The sequence below is a fragment of the Candidatus Rhodobacter oscarellae genome, from assembly GCF_001078595.1.
In the GTDB taxonomy this organism is placed as follows: domain Bacteria; phylum Pseudomonadota; class Alphaproteobacteria; order Rhodobacterales; family Rhodobacteraceae; genus Rhodobacter_B; species Rhodobacter_B oscarellae.
Map to the genome: position 1 here is coordinate 394,792 of NZ_LFTY01000002.1, position 15,755 is coordinate 410,546.

At 65.4% G+C, this 15,755-nt stretch carries 13 protein-coding genes; 10 read left to right on the top strand and 3 right to left on the bottom strand.

Annotation, left to right across the window (positions count from 1 at the left end):
• Positions 1-26 precede the first annotated feature (26 nt).
• Entirely contained in the window at positions 27-3,029 is a 3,003-nt protein-coding gene (locus tag AIOL_RS06975; protein ID WP_049642326.1) for an FG-GAP-like repeat-containing protein, read from the top strand.
• Positions 3,030-3,144: 115 nt separating this feature from the next.
• Here the strand turns inward: AIOL_RS06975 and truA are convergent, their stop codons facing one another.
• Complete coding sequence (truA, locus tag AIOL_RS06980) at positions 3,145-3,909, bottom strand: tRNA pseudouridine(38-40) synthase TruA (protein WP_049642327.1); 765 nt, start codon at positions 3,907-3,909, stop codon at positions 3,145-3,147.
• Positions 3,910-3,977: 68 nt separating this feature from the next.
• Between truA and AIOL_RS06985 the strand changes: the two genes are divergently transcribed.
• The 4 genes from AIOL_RS06985 to AIOL_RS07000 all read left to right on the top strand — a co-directional run bounded on the left by AIOL_RS06985 (position 3,978) and on the right by AIOL_RS07000 (position 7,491).
• Positions 3,978-5,390, top strand: coding sequence for a YcjX family GTP-binding protein (locus AIOL_RS06985; protein WP_049642328.1), 1,413 nt, complete (start codon positions 3,978-3,980; stop codon positions 5,388-5,390).
• A gap of 10 nt (positions 5,391-5,400) precedes the next feature.
• Positions 5,401-5,838: a GNAT family N-acetyltransferase gene (locus tag AIOL_RS06990; protein WP_049642329.1), complete on the top strand. Its 438-nt coding sequence runs from the start codon at positions 5,401-5,403 to the stop codon at positions 5,836-5,838.
• On the top strand, positions 5,835-6,833 hold the full coding sequence (locus tag AIOL_RS06995; RefSeq protein ID WP_049642330.1) for a YcjF family protein: 999 nt from the start codon (positions 5,835-5,837) through the stop codon (positions 6,831-6,833). The genes AIOL_RS06990 and AIOL_RS06995 overlap by 4 nt, the downstream gene beginning before the upstream one ends.
• A 94-nt stretch (positions 6,834-6,927) precedes the next feature.
• The gene (locus AIOL_RS07000) at positions 6,928-7,491 is read left to right on the top strand and encodes a transglycosylase SLT domain-containing protein (protein WP_049642331.1); all 564 of its coding nucleotides are present in this window, start codon (positions 6,928-6,930) and stop codon (positions 7,489-7,491) included.
• A gap of 200 nt (positions 7,492-7,691) precedes the next feature.
• Here the strand turns inward: AIOL_RS07000 and AIOL_RS07005 are convergent, their stop codons facing one another.
• Both AIOL_RS07005 and pepN read right to left on the bottom strand, forming a co-directional pair.
• The gene (locus AIOL_RS07005) at positions 7,692-8,222 is read right to left on the bottom strand and encodes a hypothetical protein (RefSeq protein ID WP_049642332.1); all 531 of its coding nucleotides are present in this window, start codon (positions 8,220-8,222) and stop codon (positions 7,692-7,694) included.
• A 69-nt stretch (positions 8,223-8,291) separates the two neighbouring features.
• On the bottom strand, positions 8,292-10,832 hold the full coding sequence (pepN, locus tag AIOL_RS07010; protein WP_049642333.1) for an aminopeptidase N: 2,541 nt from the start codon (positions 10,830-10,832) through the stop codon (positions 8,292-8,294).
• 775 nt (positions 10,833-11,607) lie between these two features.
• Between pepN and AIOL_RS07015 the strand changes: the two genes are divergently transcribed.
• From AIOL_RS07015 to AIOL_RS07035, 5 genes are all read left to right on the top strand, one after another.
• Positions 11,608-12,159, top strand: coding sequence for a hypothetical protein (locus tag AIOL_RS07015; protein ID WP_049642334.1), 552 nt, complete (start codon positions 11,608-11,610; stop codon positions 12,157-12,159).
• Between the two features lie 137 nt (positions 12,160-12,296).
• A complete protein-coding gene (locus AIOL_RS07020; protein ID WP_049642335.1) occupies positions 12,297-13,076 on the top strand; it encodes a gamma-glutamyl-gamma-aminobutyrate hydrolase family protein in 780 nt (259 codons plus the stop codon).
• Between the two features lie 189 nt (positions 13,077-13,265).
• On the top strand, positions 13,266-13,916 hold the full coding sequence (gene msrA / locus AIOL_RS07025; RefSeq protein ID WP_049642336.1) for a peptide-methionine (S)-S-oxide reductase MsrA: 651 nt from the start codon (positions 13,266-13,268) through the stop codon (positions 13,914-13,916).
• Complete coding sequence (locus AIOL_RS07030) at positions 13,913-14,458, top strand: sugar O-acetyltransferase (RefSeq protein WP_049642337.1); 546 nt, start codon at positions 13,913-13,915, stop codon at positions 14,456-14,458. The genes msrA and AIOL_RS07030 overlap by 4 nt, the downstream gene beginning before the upstream one ends.
• Positions 14,459-14,502: 44 nt before the next feature.
• Positions 14,503-15,375 carry a 50S ribosomal protein L11 methyltransferase gene (locus AIOL_RS07035; RefSeq protein ID WP_049642338.1) on the top strand — a complete coding sequence of 291 codons (873 nt, stop codon included), beginning with the start codon at positions 14,503-14,505 and terminating at the stop codon, positions 15,373-15,375.
• The last annotated feature ends 380 nt before the right edge of the window (positions 15,376-15,755 follow it).

Consider the following 15,755-nt stretch of genomic DNA (forward strand, 5'->3'; position numbering starts at 1 on the left):
CCACGCGCCACATCGCAGGAACTCTTATGACAAGCCTCGTGGCACGCTTCACCGAGAGACGTCTGGCCCTGGCGGTGCTGCTGGTCGCTGTGCTGGCGGTGCTATTTTGGACCGGCTCGCGCTATCCGCAGCTGGACGAGAAGGCGATGATGTCGGGCGCGATCCAGCTGGAGGACCCGATCAGCTTTGATATCGTCTTCCCGGTCTCGCCCGAGATGCCCGTCTACGAGCGCATCGCCAAGTCCACGGTGAACTGGCTGGACACCAACAAGAAGGGCATGACCTTTGGCGTGCTGATCGCCGCGGCGTTCCTGACCCTGTTCGGCTATTTGCAAAAGCGGTCCTTCCGGGGCGGGTTCTCGAATTCGATGCTTGGCCTGGCCATGGGGGCGCCGCTGGGGGTCTGCGTGAACTGCGCCGCCCCGATTGCGCGCGGGCTTTACGCGGGGGGGCTGCGGGCCGAGACCGCGCTGAGCGCCATGATCGCCTCGCCCACGCTGAATGTGATCGTGCTGACGATGACCTTCAGCCTGCTGCCGTTCTACATGGGCGTGGCCAAGATCGCGCTGTCGCTGCTGGTGATCCTGGTGGCGGTACCGCTGATTGCGCGCCTTCTACCGCCCGAGCAGGTGCAGCGCGAACCGCAGGTCATCGCGCCGCAGGGCTGGGATCTGGGGGCGGATGAGAGCTGGTCCGAGGCGGGTTATGCCTTCATGCGCAGCTACGGCGCGAATCTGTGGTTCATCATCAAAACCACTGTGCCGCTGATGTTTCTGGCGGGGCTCTTGGGCGCGACGGCGGGGACTTTGCTGCCGCAGGACCTGATCCTTGGGCTGGGCTTCTCGCTGGGTGTGCTGCTGCTGATCGCGTTGGTGGGCACGTTCCTGCCGGTGCCCATCGCCTTTGACGTCGTGCTGGCGGGGGTGCTCTTGTCCAGCGGGCTCAGCCATGGCTACGTCTTCGCGCTCTTGTTCACGCTGGGGACATTCAGCATCTACAGCTACCTGATCGTGGCCAGCACGATCTCGGCCCGCGCGGGCAACTTGCTGGCGGCGGCGGTGGTGGCCCTGGGCGTTCTGGGCGGGGTGGCGGCGCATAGCTACCACACTTGGCAGACGAACCGGGCCTTGGAGCTGCTTTTGGGGTTCGAACGACTGATCTTGCCCGCGGCCTACGCGCAGGAGGCGACCGTCGAGGCCCGCCCTTTTTCGCCGCGCTCGCCTGCGCATGACACGGTCTTTCGGCGCGTGGAGGCCAAGACGCGGGGCATCGACAAACCGCTAGAGTTCTCGATGAAGGACATGTGGCCGCCGTTCTGGGAGGGGCGGTCGCTTTCGACGGGCGATATCGACGGCGATGGCGACCTGGACGTGGTGATCGCCTCGACAGAGCTGGGGCTATACATCTACCAGAATGACGGCGCGGGGCTGTTTTCGCAGACCGGCGCGGATCTGGCGGGGTTCGGGGGCAAGGACATCTTCAACGCCGCTTTGGTGGATATCGACAATGACGGCTGGCTGGATCTGTTCCTAGCGAGCTATCTGGAGGGAAACTTCTGGGTGCGCAACTTGGAAGGCGTGTTCGATTTCGCCGCGGCGCAGCCCGTGCGCAACCGCGAAGATGCGATGCTATCCCTGGCGCTGAGTTTTGCCGATTTCGACCGTGATGGCGACCTGGACGCGGGGCTGGGCAACTGGGCCGCGGGCTGGTACCGGCGCATCCCCGGCGAAGAGAGCCGCAACCGCGTGGTGCTGAACGACGGCGCGGGCTATGGTGACGGGTTTGTCGAGTTGCCCGGGCTGCCGGGCGAGACGCTCTCGATGCTGTTTTCCGATATCGACCAAGATGGCGCGGCGGATCTGCTGGTGGGCAATGATTTTGAGCTGCCCGATTACGTCTATCGCGGCGACGGGGCCGGAGGCCTAGTGCCGATCACGCGGTCAGATGCGCAAATTCCCTACACGACCAACACGACCATGGCGATCAAGACCGCGGATCTGCACAATGTAGGAAAAGTACAGCTGTATTTTGCGCAAATTGCGGGGCGCTCCTCGGGCGTCTCGGATCGCCTGAAGATGCAGGACTTGCACAAATACTGCAACGCGGTGGAGGATCCATCGGACAAAGCTCTTTGCCAGCGCAACATGGCGATTAAAGACTGGTACAAATCTGGCAATCGGTTTGATCCAACCTATGCCGCGCGCTGCCAGGCTCTGGAGGGGGAATTGCAGGCAGAGTGCAAGGCGATGCTGGTCAAGGACCTCGCCATCCAAAAGCAAGATCCCTCGCTTTGCGGGCTGATCCCGGCGGGGCAGACCCAGCCCCGCGCCTATTGCGACATCCATTTCAAGCCCTTCGAGGCGCCGTTGATGTCGGTTTTCAATACAACGCTCGAGCAGATCCGCCAGTCGAACGTCCTGCTGACGCCGCAGGGCGCGGGCTATGCCGACACCGCCCCGGCAGAGGGGCTGGAGGTCGGCGGCTGGTCCTGGGACACCAAGGTGGCGGATTTCGACAATGACGGGCTGCAGGACGTCTATATCGTGAACGGCACCTGGGTGCCGAACGAGGTCTCGCCCTCGAACCTTTTCTTTCACAACCAGGGCGGGCGATTCACCGAAGTCTCCGGCCCCTTCGGGCTCGAGGACTACTTGATGACCGCCGCCGCCGTGGCGTTTGATATGGACCATGACGGCGACCTGGACGTGCTGACGCACCCGGTGAACGGGCCGCTGGTGCTGTTCGAGAACGCCAGCCAGGACGGCAACGCGGTGCAGATCGCGCTGCGCGATACCAAAGGGAACAGTCACGGGATCGGCGCGCGTCTGATCGCGGAACTGCCGGGCGGCACGAAGCTCTACCGCGAGATCCAATCCGGCGGCGGTTTCATGTCCTTTGATGCGCCGGTCGCGCATTTTGGGCTGGGCGCGGCGCCGGAGATCGCCAAGCTGACGGTGCATTGGGCGAATGGCGGCACAACCGCTCTGTCCAATCTCGCCGCGGGCGCGACCTATGTGATCACGCGCTAATAGGCTTCCTCTCATCTTAAATACCCATATCCAGACCGCGGCAGCGCGCCACGCCGATGGGACGCGTCGCCTGGACCCCAACTTAAGAAAGAGCGCGCGGAAGCGCACATTTGGATTACGCGCCGCTAAGGAAGGGATCCTCGGGATAGCTGACCCCGGCCAGATACAGCCCATCGGGCGGCGCAACGGGTCCGCAGGCGGCGCGGTTTCGCGCCTCAAGCGCGTCGCGCACCTGCTCTGGCGCCCAGGCCCCCGCGCCAACGCGCTCGAGCGTGCCGACAAAGCTGCGCACCTGGTTGTGCAAAAACGAGCGGGCGCGCACGTGGAACCGGATTTCCGAGCCGGACCGCTCCACGCGCAGCGCGTCCAGCGTCTTCACCGGGCTTTTGGCCTGGCATTCCGACGCCCGAAAGGTGGTGAAATCATGCTGGCCCAGCAGGAAATCCGCCCCCGCCTGCATGGCGGCAACGTCCATTTCTTTCGAGACGCGCCAGGCCAGCCCTGCCTCGAAGGTCAGCGGCGCGCGGCGGCAGATCATCCGGTAGAGATAGCGCCGCTCGACCGCCGAGAACCGCGCATGCCATTCCGGGTCCACCTCGGCGCAGTCCACAACGGCCACGGGCAGCGGCTTTAGGTGGTAGTTTAGCGCCTCGGACAGACGGAACGGCTCCCAATCGCGGGCCATGTCGCAATGGGCCACTTGGCCCAGCGCGTGCACCCCGCTGTCGGTGCGCCCCGCGGCGGCGATCGAGGGCACATCCGGCTCAAGCCTGGCCAGTGCGGCCTCAATCGCGCCTTGGGCCGATGGATGCTCGGCCTGGCGCTGCCACCCGGCGAAGGGGGCGCCATTATACTCGATCTTCAAGGCGTAACGCGGCATGGCGGCGGGTTATCCGCTCTGGCGCGCCGCGTCCAGCACCCCTATCTAGGACGCAGGAGGGCGACAGCGTGATCCTTGGCGACATAGCAGACGGGCTGACCCGCGGGGTCGAGCGGACCTCGGACGCGATCAGCGGCGCGCTGTTCGAGCCCACGGTCCGTCTGGGCGTCACCGGGCTGAGCCGCGCGGGAAAGACGGTGTTCATCACCTCGCTGGTGGCCAACCTGCTGGACCGCGCCCGGATGCCCGGGCTGGCCGCCGCGCAGCAAGGGCGCATCCAGGCGGCCTATCTTCAGCCGCAGCCCGACGACACCGTGCCGCGCTTTGACTATGAGACGCATCTGGCCGCGCTCACCGCGCCCGAGCCGCACTGGCCCGCCTCCACCCGCGCCGTGAGCCAGCTGCGCCTCAGCCTGCGGGTCAAGCCCGACGGGCTTCTGGCGGGCCTGCAAAACCCGCGCACGATCCACCTCGATATCGTGGACTATCCCGGCGAGTGGCTGCTTGACCTAGAGCTTCTGGACCTCAGCTATGCCGAGTGGTCGCGGCAGGTTCTGGAAAGGATCGCCGAGCGCAGCTCGGCCGCCGCTTTTATTGAGGCTGCCGGGGCCACCGACCCTGCCACGCCTTTTGACGAGGGCACGGCACGAGCGCTTGCCGCGTCCTTCACCGCCTATCTAAATGCGGCGCGCGTGGCGGGCTATTCCGACTGCACCCCTGGGCGCTTCCTGCTGCCGGGCGAGATGGAGGGCTCGCCTGCGCTGACCTTTGCGCCACTGCCGCAACCTGATAGGGCGCCGCGCCGCAGCCTCTGGCGCGAGATGGAGCGGCGCTACAACGCCTATGTGCGCGGCGTGGTGAAGCCCTTCTTCCGGGACCATTTCGCGCGGATCGACCGTCAGGTGGTGCTGGTGGACGCGCTGGGCGCGATCCACCACGGGCCCCGCGCCACCGAAGACCTGCGCCGCGCGATGGCGGATATCCTGGCCGCCTTCCGGCCCGGCCGGAACGGCTTTCTAAGCCAGCTCTTCCTGGGCAAGCGGGTAGAGCGCATCCTCTTCGCCGCCACCAAGGCCGATCATCTGCATCAGGCGCAGCACGGGCAACTGGCGGCCATCATGGAGGCGCTGTTGAAAGACGCAAAGACCCGTGCGGACTTCGCCGGGGCAAAGACCGCGGCCATGGCCATCGCCAGCCTGCGCGCAACCGTGCAGGAGCGCCGCGATCACCAAGGCAAGCAACTGGATCTGGTGCGCGGGCGCCTGGCCGACGGGCGGCAAGCGGCGTTCCATCCCGGTGACCTGCCGCAGGACCCCGCGCGTATCCTGTCCCCGGCGCGCGAGGGGGCCGAGAGGTGGCTGGATGCGGATTACCAAGCCATGAGTTTCGCGCCTGCGTCGCTCTCGCTCAAGCCCGGCGAGGGCCCGCCCCATATTCGCCTGGACCAGGCGATTCAATTCTTGATCGGGGACAAGCTATGAGGACTGGGCGATGAGGATCGCGGCGGCGCAGCCCCGCCACGCGCCGCGGCTGGCGCGCATACTCGGGGAGTGGATCCGCGAGACCGAATGGATGCCCAACCTACATACACCCAAGGAGGATCTGGGTTTCCTGCGCCATCTCATCGAGATCTGTGACGTCCAAGTATTGCAGGACTGGCGCGGGGTGCACGGGTTTTTGGCGCGGCAGGGGCGTGTGGTCCACGCGCTTTATCTTGCCTCGACGGCACAGCGGCAGGGATATGGAAAGGCACTCTTGGATCACGCCAAGGCGCAGGTGCCGGAATTAGAGCTCTGGACCTTCCAAGCCAACACCGGCGCGCGGGCTTTCTACGCCCGGGAGGGCTTCCGCGAGGTCGAGCTGACCGCCGGCGCGCGCAATGACGAGAAGCTGCCGGATGTCCGGCTGATATGGGAGCGGTCGGGATGAGCGACAGCAAAGCGGCAGGACCTGTGCTGATCGAGCTGGACGCGGCGCCAGAGGTCTCTCCGGCTCAGGCGCCTTTGGTCGAGGCCGCGCCGCGGCCCGCCGCTGCCATGGAACGCGCAGTGCAGGTGGCGGCGCGACCCGGCTCTCGGCTTGGGCGCTGGTTCTGGGCTTTGCTTCTGGCGTTGGTGGGGTTTGTGGCCTCGGTGGCTTTGTGGGATTTCGTCGCGGGGCTCTTGGCGCGCAACGCTCTCTTGGGAGGGGCGGCGACCATCCTGGTCGCGATCCTTGCGCTTGTGACCTGCGCGCTTGCGGTGCGGGAGGCCGCGGGCTTTGCCCGTCTGCGCCGGATCGACGGGTTGCGCCAGGCCGCAGCGGCGGCGTCTGACGTTGACGCCGCGCGCGCTGTGGCGGCGCGCGTGGCCCGTTTCTATCGCGGGCGGGCCGAGATGGACTGGGCGCTGGCGCGCTTCGCCGAGCGGCAGGGCGATGTGTTCGACACGGGCGGCCATCTGGCGCTGGCCGAGCAGGTGCTGCTGGCACCGCTGGATCAAGCCGCCACCCGCGAGATCGAGGCCGCCGCCCGCCAGGTTGCCACCGTGACCGCCGTGGTGCCCCTGGCCTTCGCCGATGTGGCCGCCGCACTTTTTGCCAACCTGCGCATGATCCGGCGCATCGCCGAGATCTATGGCGGCCGCAGCGGGGCCTTGGGCAATTGGCGGCTGACTCGCGCGGTGATGGCGCATCTGGTGGCTACGGGCGCGGTGGCGGTGGGCGACGACCTGATCGGCTCGGTCGCCGGCGGTGGCCTTCTGGGCAAGCTCTCGCGCCGCTTCGGTGAGGGCGTGGTGAACGGGGCCCTGACCGCACGCGTCGGCGTGGCGGCGATGGAGGTCTGCCGTCCGCTGCCCTTCGAGGCGCAGGCGCCGCCGCGGGTGACTGGGTTGGTACGGCGCGCTCTGACGGGGCTTTTCTCGGCGGCAAAGGATCCCGAATAAGCCGCGGCGGGTCCGGGGCAGAAATGGTCGGGTTTCCGCCGAGGTGGGAGCTGCGCTGTTGCCATCGCGACCGGCGCGGGCGATCAGGGGTGCCATGCGAAACCTCATCATCCTCTTTGCTCTTGGCATCGCGGCCTGTGGTGCGCGGACCGAGCCGGTCGAGGTTTCTCAGGCGCCGCCCATGCGCTGGGACTTCCGCGCCGAGGGCCCTGCCTGGACCGCGGCCACTTTGGAGGCCCTGGCGGGGCATGGCGCGGCGTTGCCCGCTTTGGTGCCGAGTGACATCGCCGAGTGGTGCCCTGGCTACGAGGGCGCCTCTGTCGAGGCGCGGCAGGCGTTCTGGGCGGGGCTCTTCTCGGCGCTGGCCAAGCATGAGAGCACGTGGAATCCTGCCGCGGTTGGCGGTGGCGGGCGCTGGTTCGGGCTGGTGCAGATCGCGCCGGCGACGGCGCGGTTCCATGGCTGCGCGGTGACCAGCGGGCAAGCCCTGCTGGACGGTGAGGCGAACCTGCGCTGCGCGGTGCGCATCGCCGCGCGGCAGGTGCCCAAGCGCGGCTCGGTGACGCGCGGGATGCGCGACTGGGGGCCGTTCCATTCCGCGAGCAAGCGCGCCGAGATGTCCGCCTGGACCCGCGCGCAGCCCTACTGCGCGCGGTAGCTGTTGCCAAAAGGAGCGCCTTCGGCGCGCAGGTTTGACGAACGTCCTCGCGGACAAGCCGCTGCGGGCGCTCGGGGCAAGGGGCGCGGCGACGCCAGAACAGGTATGGGGCGCTTTGGCGCAGGCGGATCTTCGGTGAATGTTAACCGAATCGGTGGAACAATCGAAACTGGGCGGGCGCGGGAGTGCTGCATGGCGTGTTACCGGATCCGAAACGCGTTCTTGATATCGCCCAGCGCGTCGCGCTGCTGATCGCTCAGTTCACCGCCATTCGCCGCGCCGACATCGCCGGCCACGCCAATGACTGTCTCGAATTGCTCTGCGCCGGAGAGCTTAAAGAGCCGTTTGCTCAGTCGGGATACGGCCGGGGCTGGGCCGTTGCATTCGTTCACGAACCACTGGCCCAGAACGTCCAGCTCCTCGGCCTTCTCGCGGTCCAGGCCGAGCTGCGATTGCAGGCTGATCAAGAGCGCCGCGCGCTGCTCTGCCGTCGGCGTGCCGCCGAGCTGCAAGAAGGCCACGCCCAACCCGCCCACAGCGAGGTCTGCGTCCTCTATGGAGTCCACCGGGTGCGTGTTATAGCGCCGCCGGAACCCGAACCGCCGCGCCGCCGAGACCACATCACCGGCCATGTCGGCCAGGTCCGAGGCCGCGTTCGCCGCGTCCCGCGCGCGATACATCCAGAAGATCACCGCACCCGCGATGCCCAATAATGCGATCAAAAATGGCATAACGATACCCTAGAGCTCGATCTATGCAGCCAATCTGGCACAGGCGGTCAGGCTTGTCACGCCTGCGGCCTAGGCACCCAGGATACGGGTCACCATCTCTGTCGTGTCCCGGCTCAGCCCCTCGGTGCCCGCGATGCGTTCCAGTTGGGTCTTGATCAGCCCTTGCCGGTCCGCATCAAAGCGCCTCCAGGTCTCATACGTGCCGGTCATGCGCGCCGCTGTCTGCGGGTTCAGCGCGTCCAGCCGGATCAGCCAATCCGCGAGCAACGCGTAGCCCGCCCCATCCGCGCGGTGGAACCCCGCCGTGTTCATCGCCAGCCCGCCCAGCACCGAACGAAATCGGTTAGGGTTCTTCCAATCAAAATCGGCGTGTTCAGTCAGGGCAGCCGTCACTTCAATCGCGCGGCTCGGTGGCGTCATGCTGGTCTGCAGCGCGAACCACTTGTCGATCACCAGCCGGTCGGACTTCCATTGGTCATAGAAGGCGGCGGTCTGGTCATTCCCCGAGCCATTCTGGATGAGCGAGCCCAGCGCGGCCACCTGGTTGGTCATGTTGTCAGCCTGGGAGAATTGCTCTGCGGCCAGCGCGCCGCCGTCGAGATGCGTGAGCAGCCCCAGCGCGGCATTCGTTAGAGCCCGCTGGCCCGCGGCGCCCGCGTCGGGGCTATAGGCCCCGGCCACCTGGTGCTGGGCGTAGAGCCCGCGCAGGCTTTCGCCCATCGCCCCGGCCAAAGCCGCGCCCAGCGTCTCGCGCGCCGTGTAGACCGCCTGCGGGTCCGGCACCACGCTGCCCTCGTGCAGCGTCTGGCAGATGTCGTCGATCGAGGGCAGCCCCAGCGCCAAGGCCCGGAAGGCCGGGTCCAGTGTCTCGTCGCGCACCATGTCATGCATCGCGCCCAGGAACAAAGAGTCCGGTGCGGCGCCCTCGGTCAGCATCGCAACCAGCACCGATTTCGCCAGGGCGCGCCCAGCTTCGAACTTGTTGAACGGGTCGGTGTCATGCGCCAGGAGGAAGGCGCGGTCGGCGCTTGAGACCTCATGCTCCAGGATCACCGGCGCCGAGAAACCGCGCAGGATCGAGGGCACCGGCTTGGCTGCTAGGTCTTCCACCGTGAAGCTCTGCTGCGGCTTGTCCATCTCGATCACGGTGGTCGGCAGCACCTCCTGGCCGTCCGTGCCCAGAAGCCCAAGTGCGATGGGGATCACGCGGGCCTTCTTTTGCGGTTGGCCCGGCGTTGGTGGGGTCTGTTGGCGGAAGGTCAGCTTGTAGCGACCATCGTGGAAATTCTCCTCCACCGACAGCCTGGGCGTGCCCGCTTCCTGGTACCAATGCTTGAACTTCTTGAGGCTCCGGCCAGTGCTGTCCTCAAACACCTTCAGCCAGTCCTCGATGGTGGCGGCATCCCCGTCATGGCGCTCAAAGTAGAGGTTCAGCGCCTTATAATAGGCCTCCTCGCCGATCAGCGTTTTGAGCATGCCGATCACTTCGGCGCCCTTCTCGTACACGGTCGCAGTGTAGAAGTTGTTGATCTCTATGTATTCCTCGGGCCGCACGGGATGCGCCAGCGGCCCGGCATCCTCGCGGAACTGCCGCGCGCGCAGCTGCTGCACGTCCTCGATCCGCTGCACCGCGTGGCTGCGCATATCGCCCGAGAACTGCTGGTCGCGGAACACCGTGAGCCCCTCTTTGAGGCAAAGCTGGAACCAGTCGCGGCAGGTGATCCGGTTGCCCGTCCAGTTGTGGAAGTACTCATGCGCGATTATGCCCTCGATGAAAGCGTAATCGCGATCCGTGGCGGTCTCGGGGCTGGCGAGCACGTATTTGGAGTTGAAGATGTTCAGCCCCTTATTCTCCATCGCGCCCATGTTAAAGTCATCCACGGCGACGATCTGGAAGATATCCAGGTCGTATTCGCGGCCGTACATCTCCTCGTCCCATTTCATCGAGCGCTTCAGGGCGTCCATCGCATAGGCGCATTTGCCTTCGTCCCCGGAACGCACCCAGATCCTTAGGTCCACTTTGCGGCCCGACATGGTGGTGAATTGATCGTCAAAGCTCACCAGGTCCCCCGCCACCAGCGCGAAGAGATAGGCGGGCTTCTTCCAGGGGTCATCCCAGGCGCCGGGCCCGGTGGGGTTGCCGTTGGACAGCTTGACGGGCGTGTCGCCCTCGATCTCGACGGTGAAGGGCGCCATCACGTCGGGCCGGTCGGGGTAGTAGATGATCTTGCGGAAGCCCTCCGCCTCGCATTGCGTGCAATACATCCCGTTGGACATGTAAAGTCCGTTCAGCGAGGTGTTGGCCTCTGGGTTCACCTCCACCTCGGCCTCCCAAGTGAAGGGCGCGTCTGGCACATCGCATTCGATGCCGCCTGGGACCTCGCGCGGGGTGACGGCCACGCCGTCGATGCTGGCCGAGATCAGCGAAAGCTCTTCGCCATGCAGGAAGAACCGCCTGTCCGTGGCCTCGGGGTTCGGGCGGAAGGCGATGCGCGACCGCACCCGCGTGGCGCTGGGATGCAACGCGAAGGACAGGTCCACCCGGTCGATCAGATAGCCGAAGGGCGTGTAGTCCGAGAGGCGGATCGTCTTAGGGGCGGCGTCTTTCATCGGGGGGGGCTCCGGCGCTGAATTGGGGGTCAGCGCAGGGTAGGGGCCCCGCGGGGAAGCTTCAATAGGGCGTCAAGAGTCGTATTGTCTGCCGCTGGTCATAGCACATAGATCATTAATACACATTGATAGAAGACGAAGTTTGTGCATGATGGTGACAATTACTTTGGTATCAAATGTGGAGCGAATAATGAGAAAGAAAACATACTCAATAATATTGTTGGCGCCCATGGTGCTTTGGGGCTGTGGTCAGCCGGAGGCCCCAACACCCATCCGGGGAGAGCTTTTCTACAACAAGCTTGGTGAACCCGAAGGCTGCGTTGAGGGTGTCTACATTCCCGGGGCGGCGCCCCCGGAGCAGTGTTTGCCTCCGGACGATTGTGACACAACCCTGACGACGTATGATCCAAATTGCCCACCGCCCCAGACCCCCCCTAATGGTCGGGACGATCCGTCTCAAACTCGTGGCGGTACGCCGACAACTGGTGGCGGTACTCCCGGCGCAACCGGGCAACCCTAGGACAGGACCACCCAACGGGCTCAATGCGACTAGATTTGAGCTATACACGTTCGACCCCGGTGTCCTTGTTGGGACGCCGGGGAGTCGCTTGCGTGTCCCTAATGCAGGTTTGTGATCAGATAGAAATCGGATGGGTATCAGATAGATAATTGAACCCTAACCAGAGTCGCCCCGACTTATGTGCGTTGGGGAGCTCTACTGAGAAGACATACAGCTCCCGGCAAGGACCACTAACTTAGCCAATGGAGCAATCGCATGTACCGCAAGACCCTCGCCACCCTCGTCACTGCCGCCGCGCTTATTGCAGGCGCCTCGGCTGCTTCAGCGCAGAACCTCATTCCGTTGAGCAAGCTGAATGGCGTGAACCTCGGCGATAGCCTGATCAACCAGGGCCGGCCGTTGCCCGCGCTGACTGGCCGGATCGGCGTGAATTGCCCGGCGCCCGGCGTGCAGTCCATCACCGCGCGCCGCATGGGCGGCAACCGGGTGCGCATCGAGGCCGTCATCAAGAATGTCGGCGGCATCAACTGGGTGTCCAATCGCAACCAGCAGACCGCGATGATCGGCGACGACTTCGGCCGCGCCAACGCGCGCCGCGACTTCACGCGGCTGGACGCAGGCAGCCACTTCGTGCTGCGCCATGACGTGAACTGGAATCTCGCGAACGAGTTCCCCTCGGGCTTCCGCGCGTCGATCAACTATGACCCCGACATCTATATCGACGGCAACCCGGCTAATGATGACTGCCGCCGCAATGACAACTCCCGCTCGATCAGCGCGGCGGAGATCAACGCGCTGTTCCGCTAGGACATTGCCCCGGCGAATGCCAAAAAATCGGGCGTTCGCCCAGAAAACAAAGGGTGCGGTTGCGCTGTGCGCCACTGCGCCTTTCATTAATGAAGTTCTGGTATTACACAGTACTGAACAAAATTTCGTGAGGACCCATGCCCCGGCCCATCATTGGCATCATCGGCAACATCCATATGATCTCGGACACCTACAAGGTGCATGCGGGGGGCTACATGTCGTCCCAGGCGGTGGCAAAGTCTGCGGGCTGCACCCCGCTGATCATCCCCTCCGACCCCGATCTGGTGGATTACCGCGACCTGATGGAGCAATGCGACGGCTTTCTGCTGACAGGCGGGCGCCCCAATGTGCACCCCGAGGAATACGGGCATGAACCGACCGAGGCGCATGGCGACTTTGATCGTGAGCGCGACGCCGTGGTGCTGCCCCTGATCAAGGCGCTGACCGAGCGCGGGCAGCCCTATCTGGGCGTCTGCCGCGGCTTCCAAGAGGTGAGCGTCGCCTTCGGCGGCACCCTGCACCCCGAGATCCGTGACATCCCCGGGCGGATGAACCACCGCATGCCGCCTGAGGGCACGTGGGAGGAGATATCCGAGCTGCGCCAGCGCGTGACCTTCACCGAGGGTGGCGTGTTCCATCGCCTCTTTGGCAAGACCCAGGTCATGACCAACACGCTGCACGGGCAGGGGGTCGAAGAGCCCGGCGAGCGCATCGTGATTGATGGGCGCGCGGATGACACCACGCCCGAGGCATTATACGTCAAGGACGCGCCGGGCTTCACGCTGTCGGTGCAGTGGCATCCAGAGTTCAACTCGACCGAGGACCCGGTGAGCCAGGCGCTCTTTGGGGCCTTCGGTGATGCGGCGCGCGCGTGGTCAGAGGGCGGCGCGGTGCGGCCAATGCTCAAGAGCGCCTGAGAAAACATGCGCGAACCGCCCCAGGTCGGGCGGGGTGCAGGGTCAGATATTCCGACTGCTTGAAACTTCAGGCCGCCGAGCTGTTCCGTGATGGCGCATAAATCACGACGCCGTGGGTCCGCAGCATTGGCACTGGCGGGAACGCCATTTTCCACCCATATTGTTAAGTAAGCTAAAAGGGAGAGCGATATGTTCCAGTTCCAACGCAAGAAGATGGAGATGGTGACGCGATCCGCGGCGCTGCCCGGACGCGACACGCCGATCCCCACCGCCGAGACCCATTTCGTGAACGGACGCGCGCTCAAGGCGCCGATCCCCGCCGGGTTCGAGCAAGCCATGTTCGGCATGGGCTGCTTCTGGGGCGTCGAGCGGATGTTCTGGAAGCTTGAAGGCGTCTGGATGACCGCCGTGGGCTATGCGGGCGGCTACACGCCAAACGCCACCTACGAGGAGGTCTGCGACGGAAAGTCCGGCCACAATGAGGTGGTGCATCTGGTGTTCGATCCGTCGGTGATCTCTTACGAGCAGCTCCTGCGGGTCTTCTGGGAGGGCCACGACCCGACCCAGGGCATGCGCCAGGGCAACGACATGGGCACGCAGTACCGCTCGGGCATCTACACCTATTCCGAGGCGCAATCCGCGGCGGCGCAACGGGCCAAGACCGACTTCCAGCCCCGGCTGACTGCGTCGGGCTATGGCGACATCACCACCGAGATCCTGCCCGCGCCGGAATTCTACTACGCTGAGGACTTCCACCAGCAGTACCTGGCCAAGAACCCGGCCGGCTATTGTGGGATCGGCGGCACCGGCGTGACCTGCCCGGCGGGCGTCGACGCGTGAAAAACGCATTGCCAGGGGTCGAGAACGGCGCCTGGTATTCCTGCCTGACGGATGCGCTTGAGGGGCGGCGGGCCAGGGCCCGCGATGCCTGCCATGCGCATCGGGTCATGGAGCCTCGGGGTCGCGGCGCCTGCGCGCCGCCGCTGGCGGCTTTGCTGGGGCGCTTCGGCGAGGATTGTTTTGTCGAGGCGCCGTTTCATTGCTCTTACGGGGTCAACCTGCATCTGGGTGATCAGGTCTATTTCAATGCGGGCTGCGTGGTGCTGGACAGCGCGCCGGTGCGGGTTGGCGACCGCAGCATGATCGGGCCCGGGGCGCATATCTACTGCGCCGACCACCACCGTGATCCGGTCAAGCGCGGGCAGGGGATCGAGCGGGCGCTGCCCGTGCGCATCGGCGCTGACGTCTGGATCGGCGGGCGCGCGGTGATCCTGCCGGGCGTGACGGTGGGCGATGGCGCGATCATTGCGGCGGGCGCGGTTGTGTCCCGCGATGTCGCTCCGGGGGCGCGCGTCGCAGGGGTGCCAGCGCGGCCCATCTAGCCGCGCCGGTTGACCTGCTCGCCCGTGCGGCGTAGGGCGCGCGCATGACAACATATACAGCACTCACGACCCTGACCGGACGCGCGCCCGCCGAAGCGCTTGGCGAGGCCATGGAGCGTCTTGATCCCGAACCTACCGGCGTGGGCGTCTTCGAGGTGGAGGACGGGTCCGGCCTTTGGGAGGTCGGCGGCTATTTCGAAGACGTCCCAGACGCGGCGGCGCTCGCGGTGCTGGCGGCGGCGTTCGGGGCGAAGGATTTTGCCGTCTCGGAGCTGCCCGAGGTCGACTGGGTCGCCCATGTGCGCCGCGAGCTGGCGCCGGTCGAGGCGGGGCGGTTCTTTGTCTATGGCAGCCACGACGCGGATAAGGTGCCCGCAGGCCGGGTGCCTTTGCTGATCGAGGCCGCGATGGCTTTCGGGACGGGGCATCATGGCACGACGCTGGGCTGCCTGCGGGCGCTGGATAGGATCGCAGCGCGCAGCGACGCCGCGCCTCAGGCCGTGCTGGACCTCGGATGCGGCACCGCGGTGCTGGCGATGGGCGCGGCGCATGTCTGGCCCGAGGTCACGCCCTGGGCCAGCGATATAGATCAGGTCGCGGTGGAGGTCGCCGAGGCGAACCTGGCCGCCAACGACCTCACCGGTCGCGTGCGCTGTGTCGAGGCCGTCGGGCTCGACCACCCCGAACTACAGGCCGCCGCGCCGTTCGACCTGATTTTTGCCAACATCCTCAAAGGCCCGCTTCTGGATCTAGCGCCGAGCATCTGGGCGGCGACCGCCCCCGGCGGTGTGGTGATTCTTTCCGGCATCCTCACGCATCAAGGCGAGGAGATTCGCCAGGCTTATGGCGATCTTGGCTTCAATCTGGAGTATTCCGAGGAGATTGTTGACTGGTTGACGCTGGTTTTTCGGCGATAGCCAGGCAAATAGGGCCGAATTGCCCTGATCGCGCCGGACGGCCACATTCTCGCCACATTTCGCGCCATTCTAGTCACAAATCGAGACGGGCCAGACGCCAGCGAAGACAGCGCTGAGCAGCGCCAAGGCGGCACCCGGATCGAGCTGCACTTCTCTCACTCTCTCAAAACGAGGGGCCGCGCTTTCCAAGGCGCGGCCCCTTGGCTTTGGTCACATGCCGGCGCTCTCGGTCGCGCAAAGCTGTCCTGTGGGAAACCGCGGAAAGGGGCGAAACTTCCGCGACTTGTGTGCCGAGCTTAGAGCCAAGGCACTGCCAAGATTCTAACTTTCTGGACCACATATAGTAAAAGACCCATCACAAATCACCCAAACTTGCTACA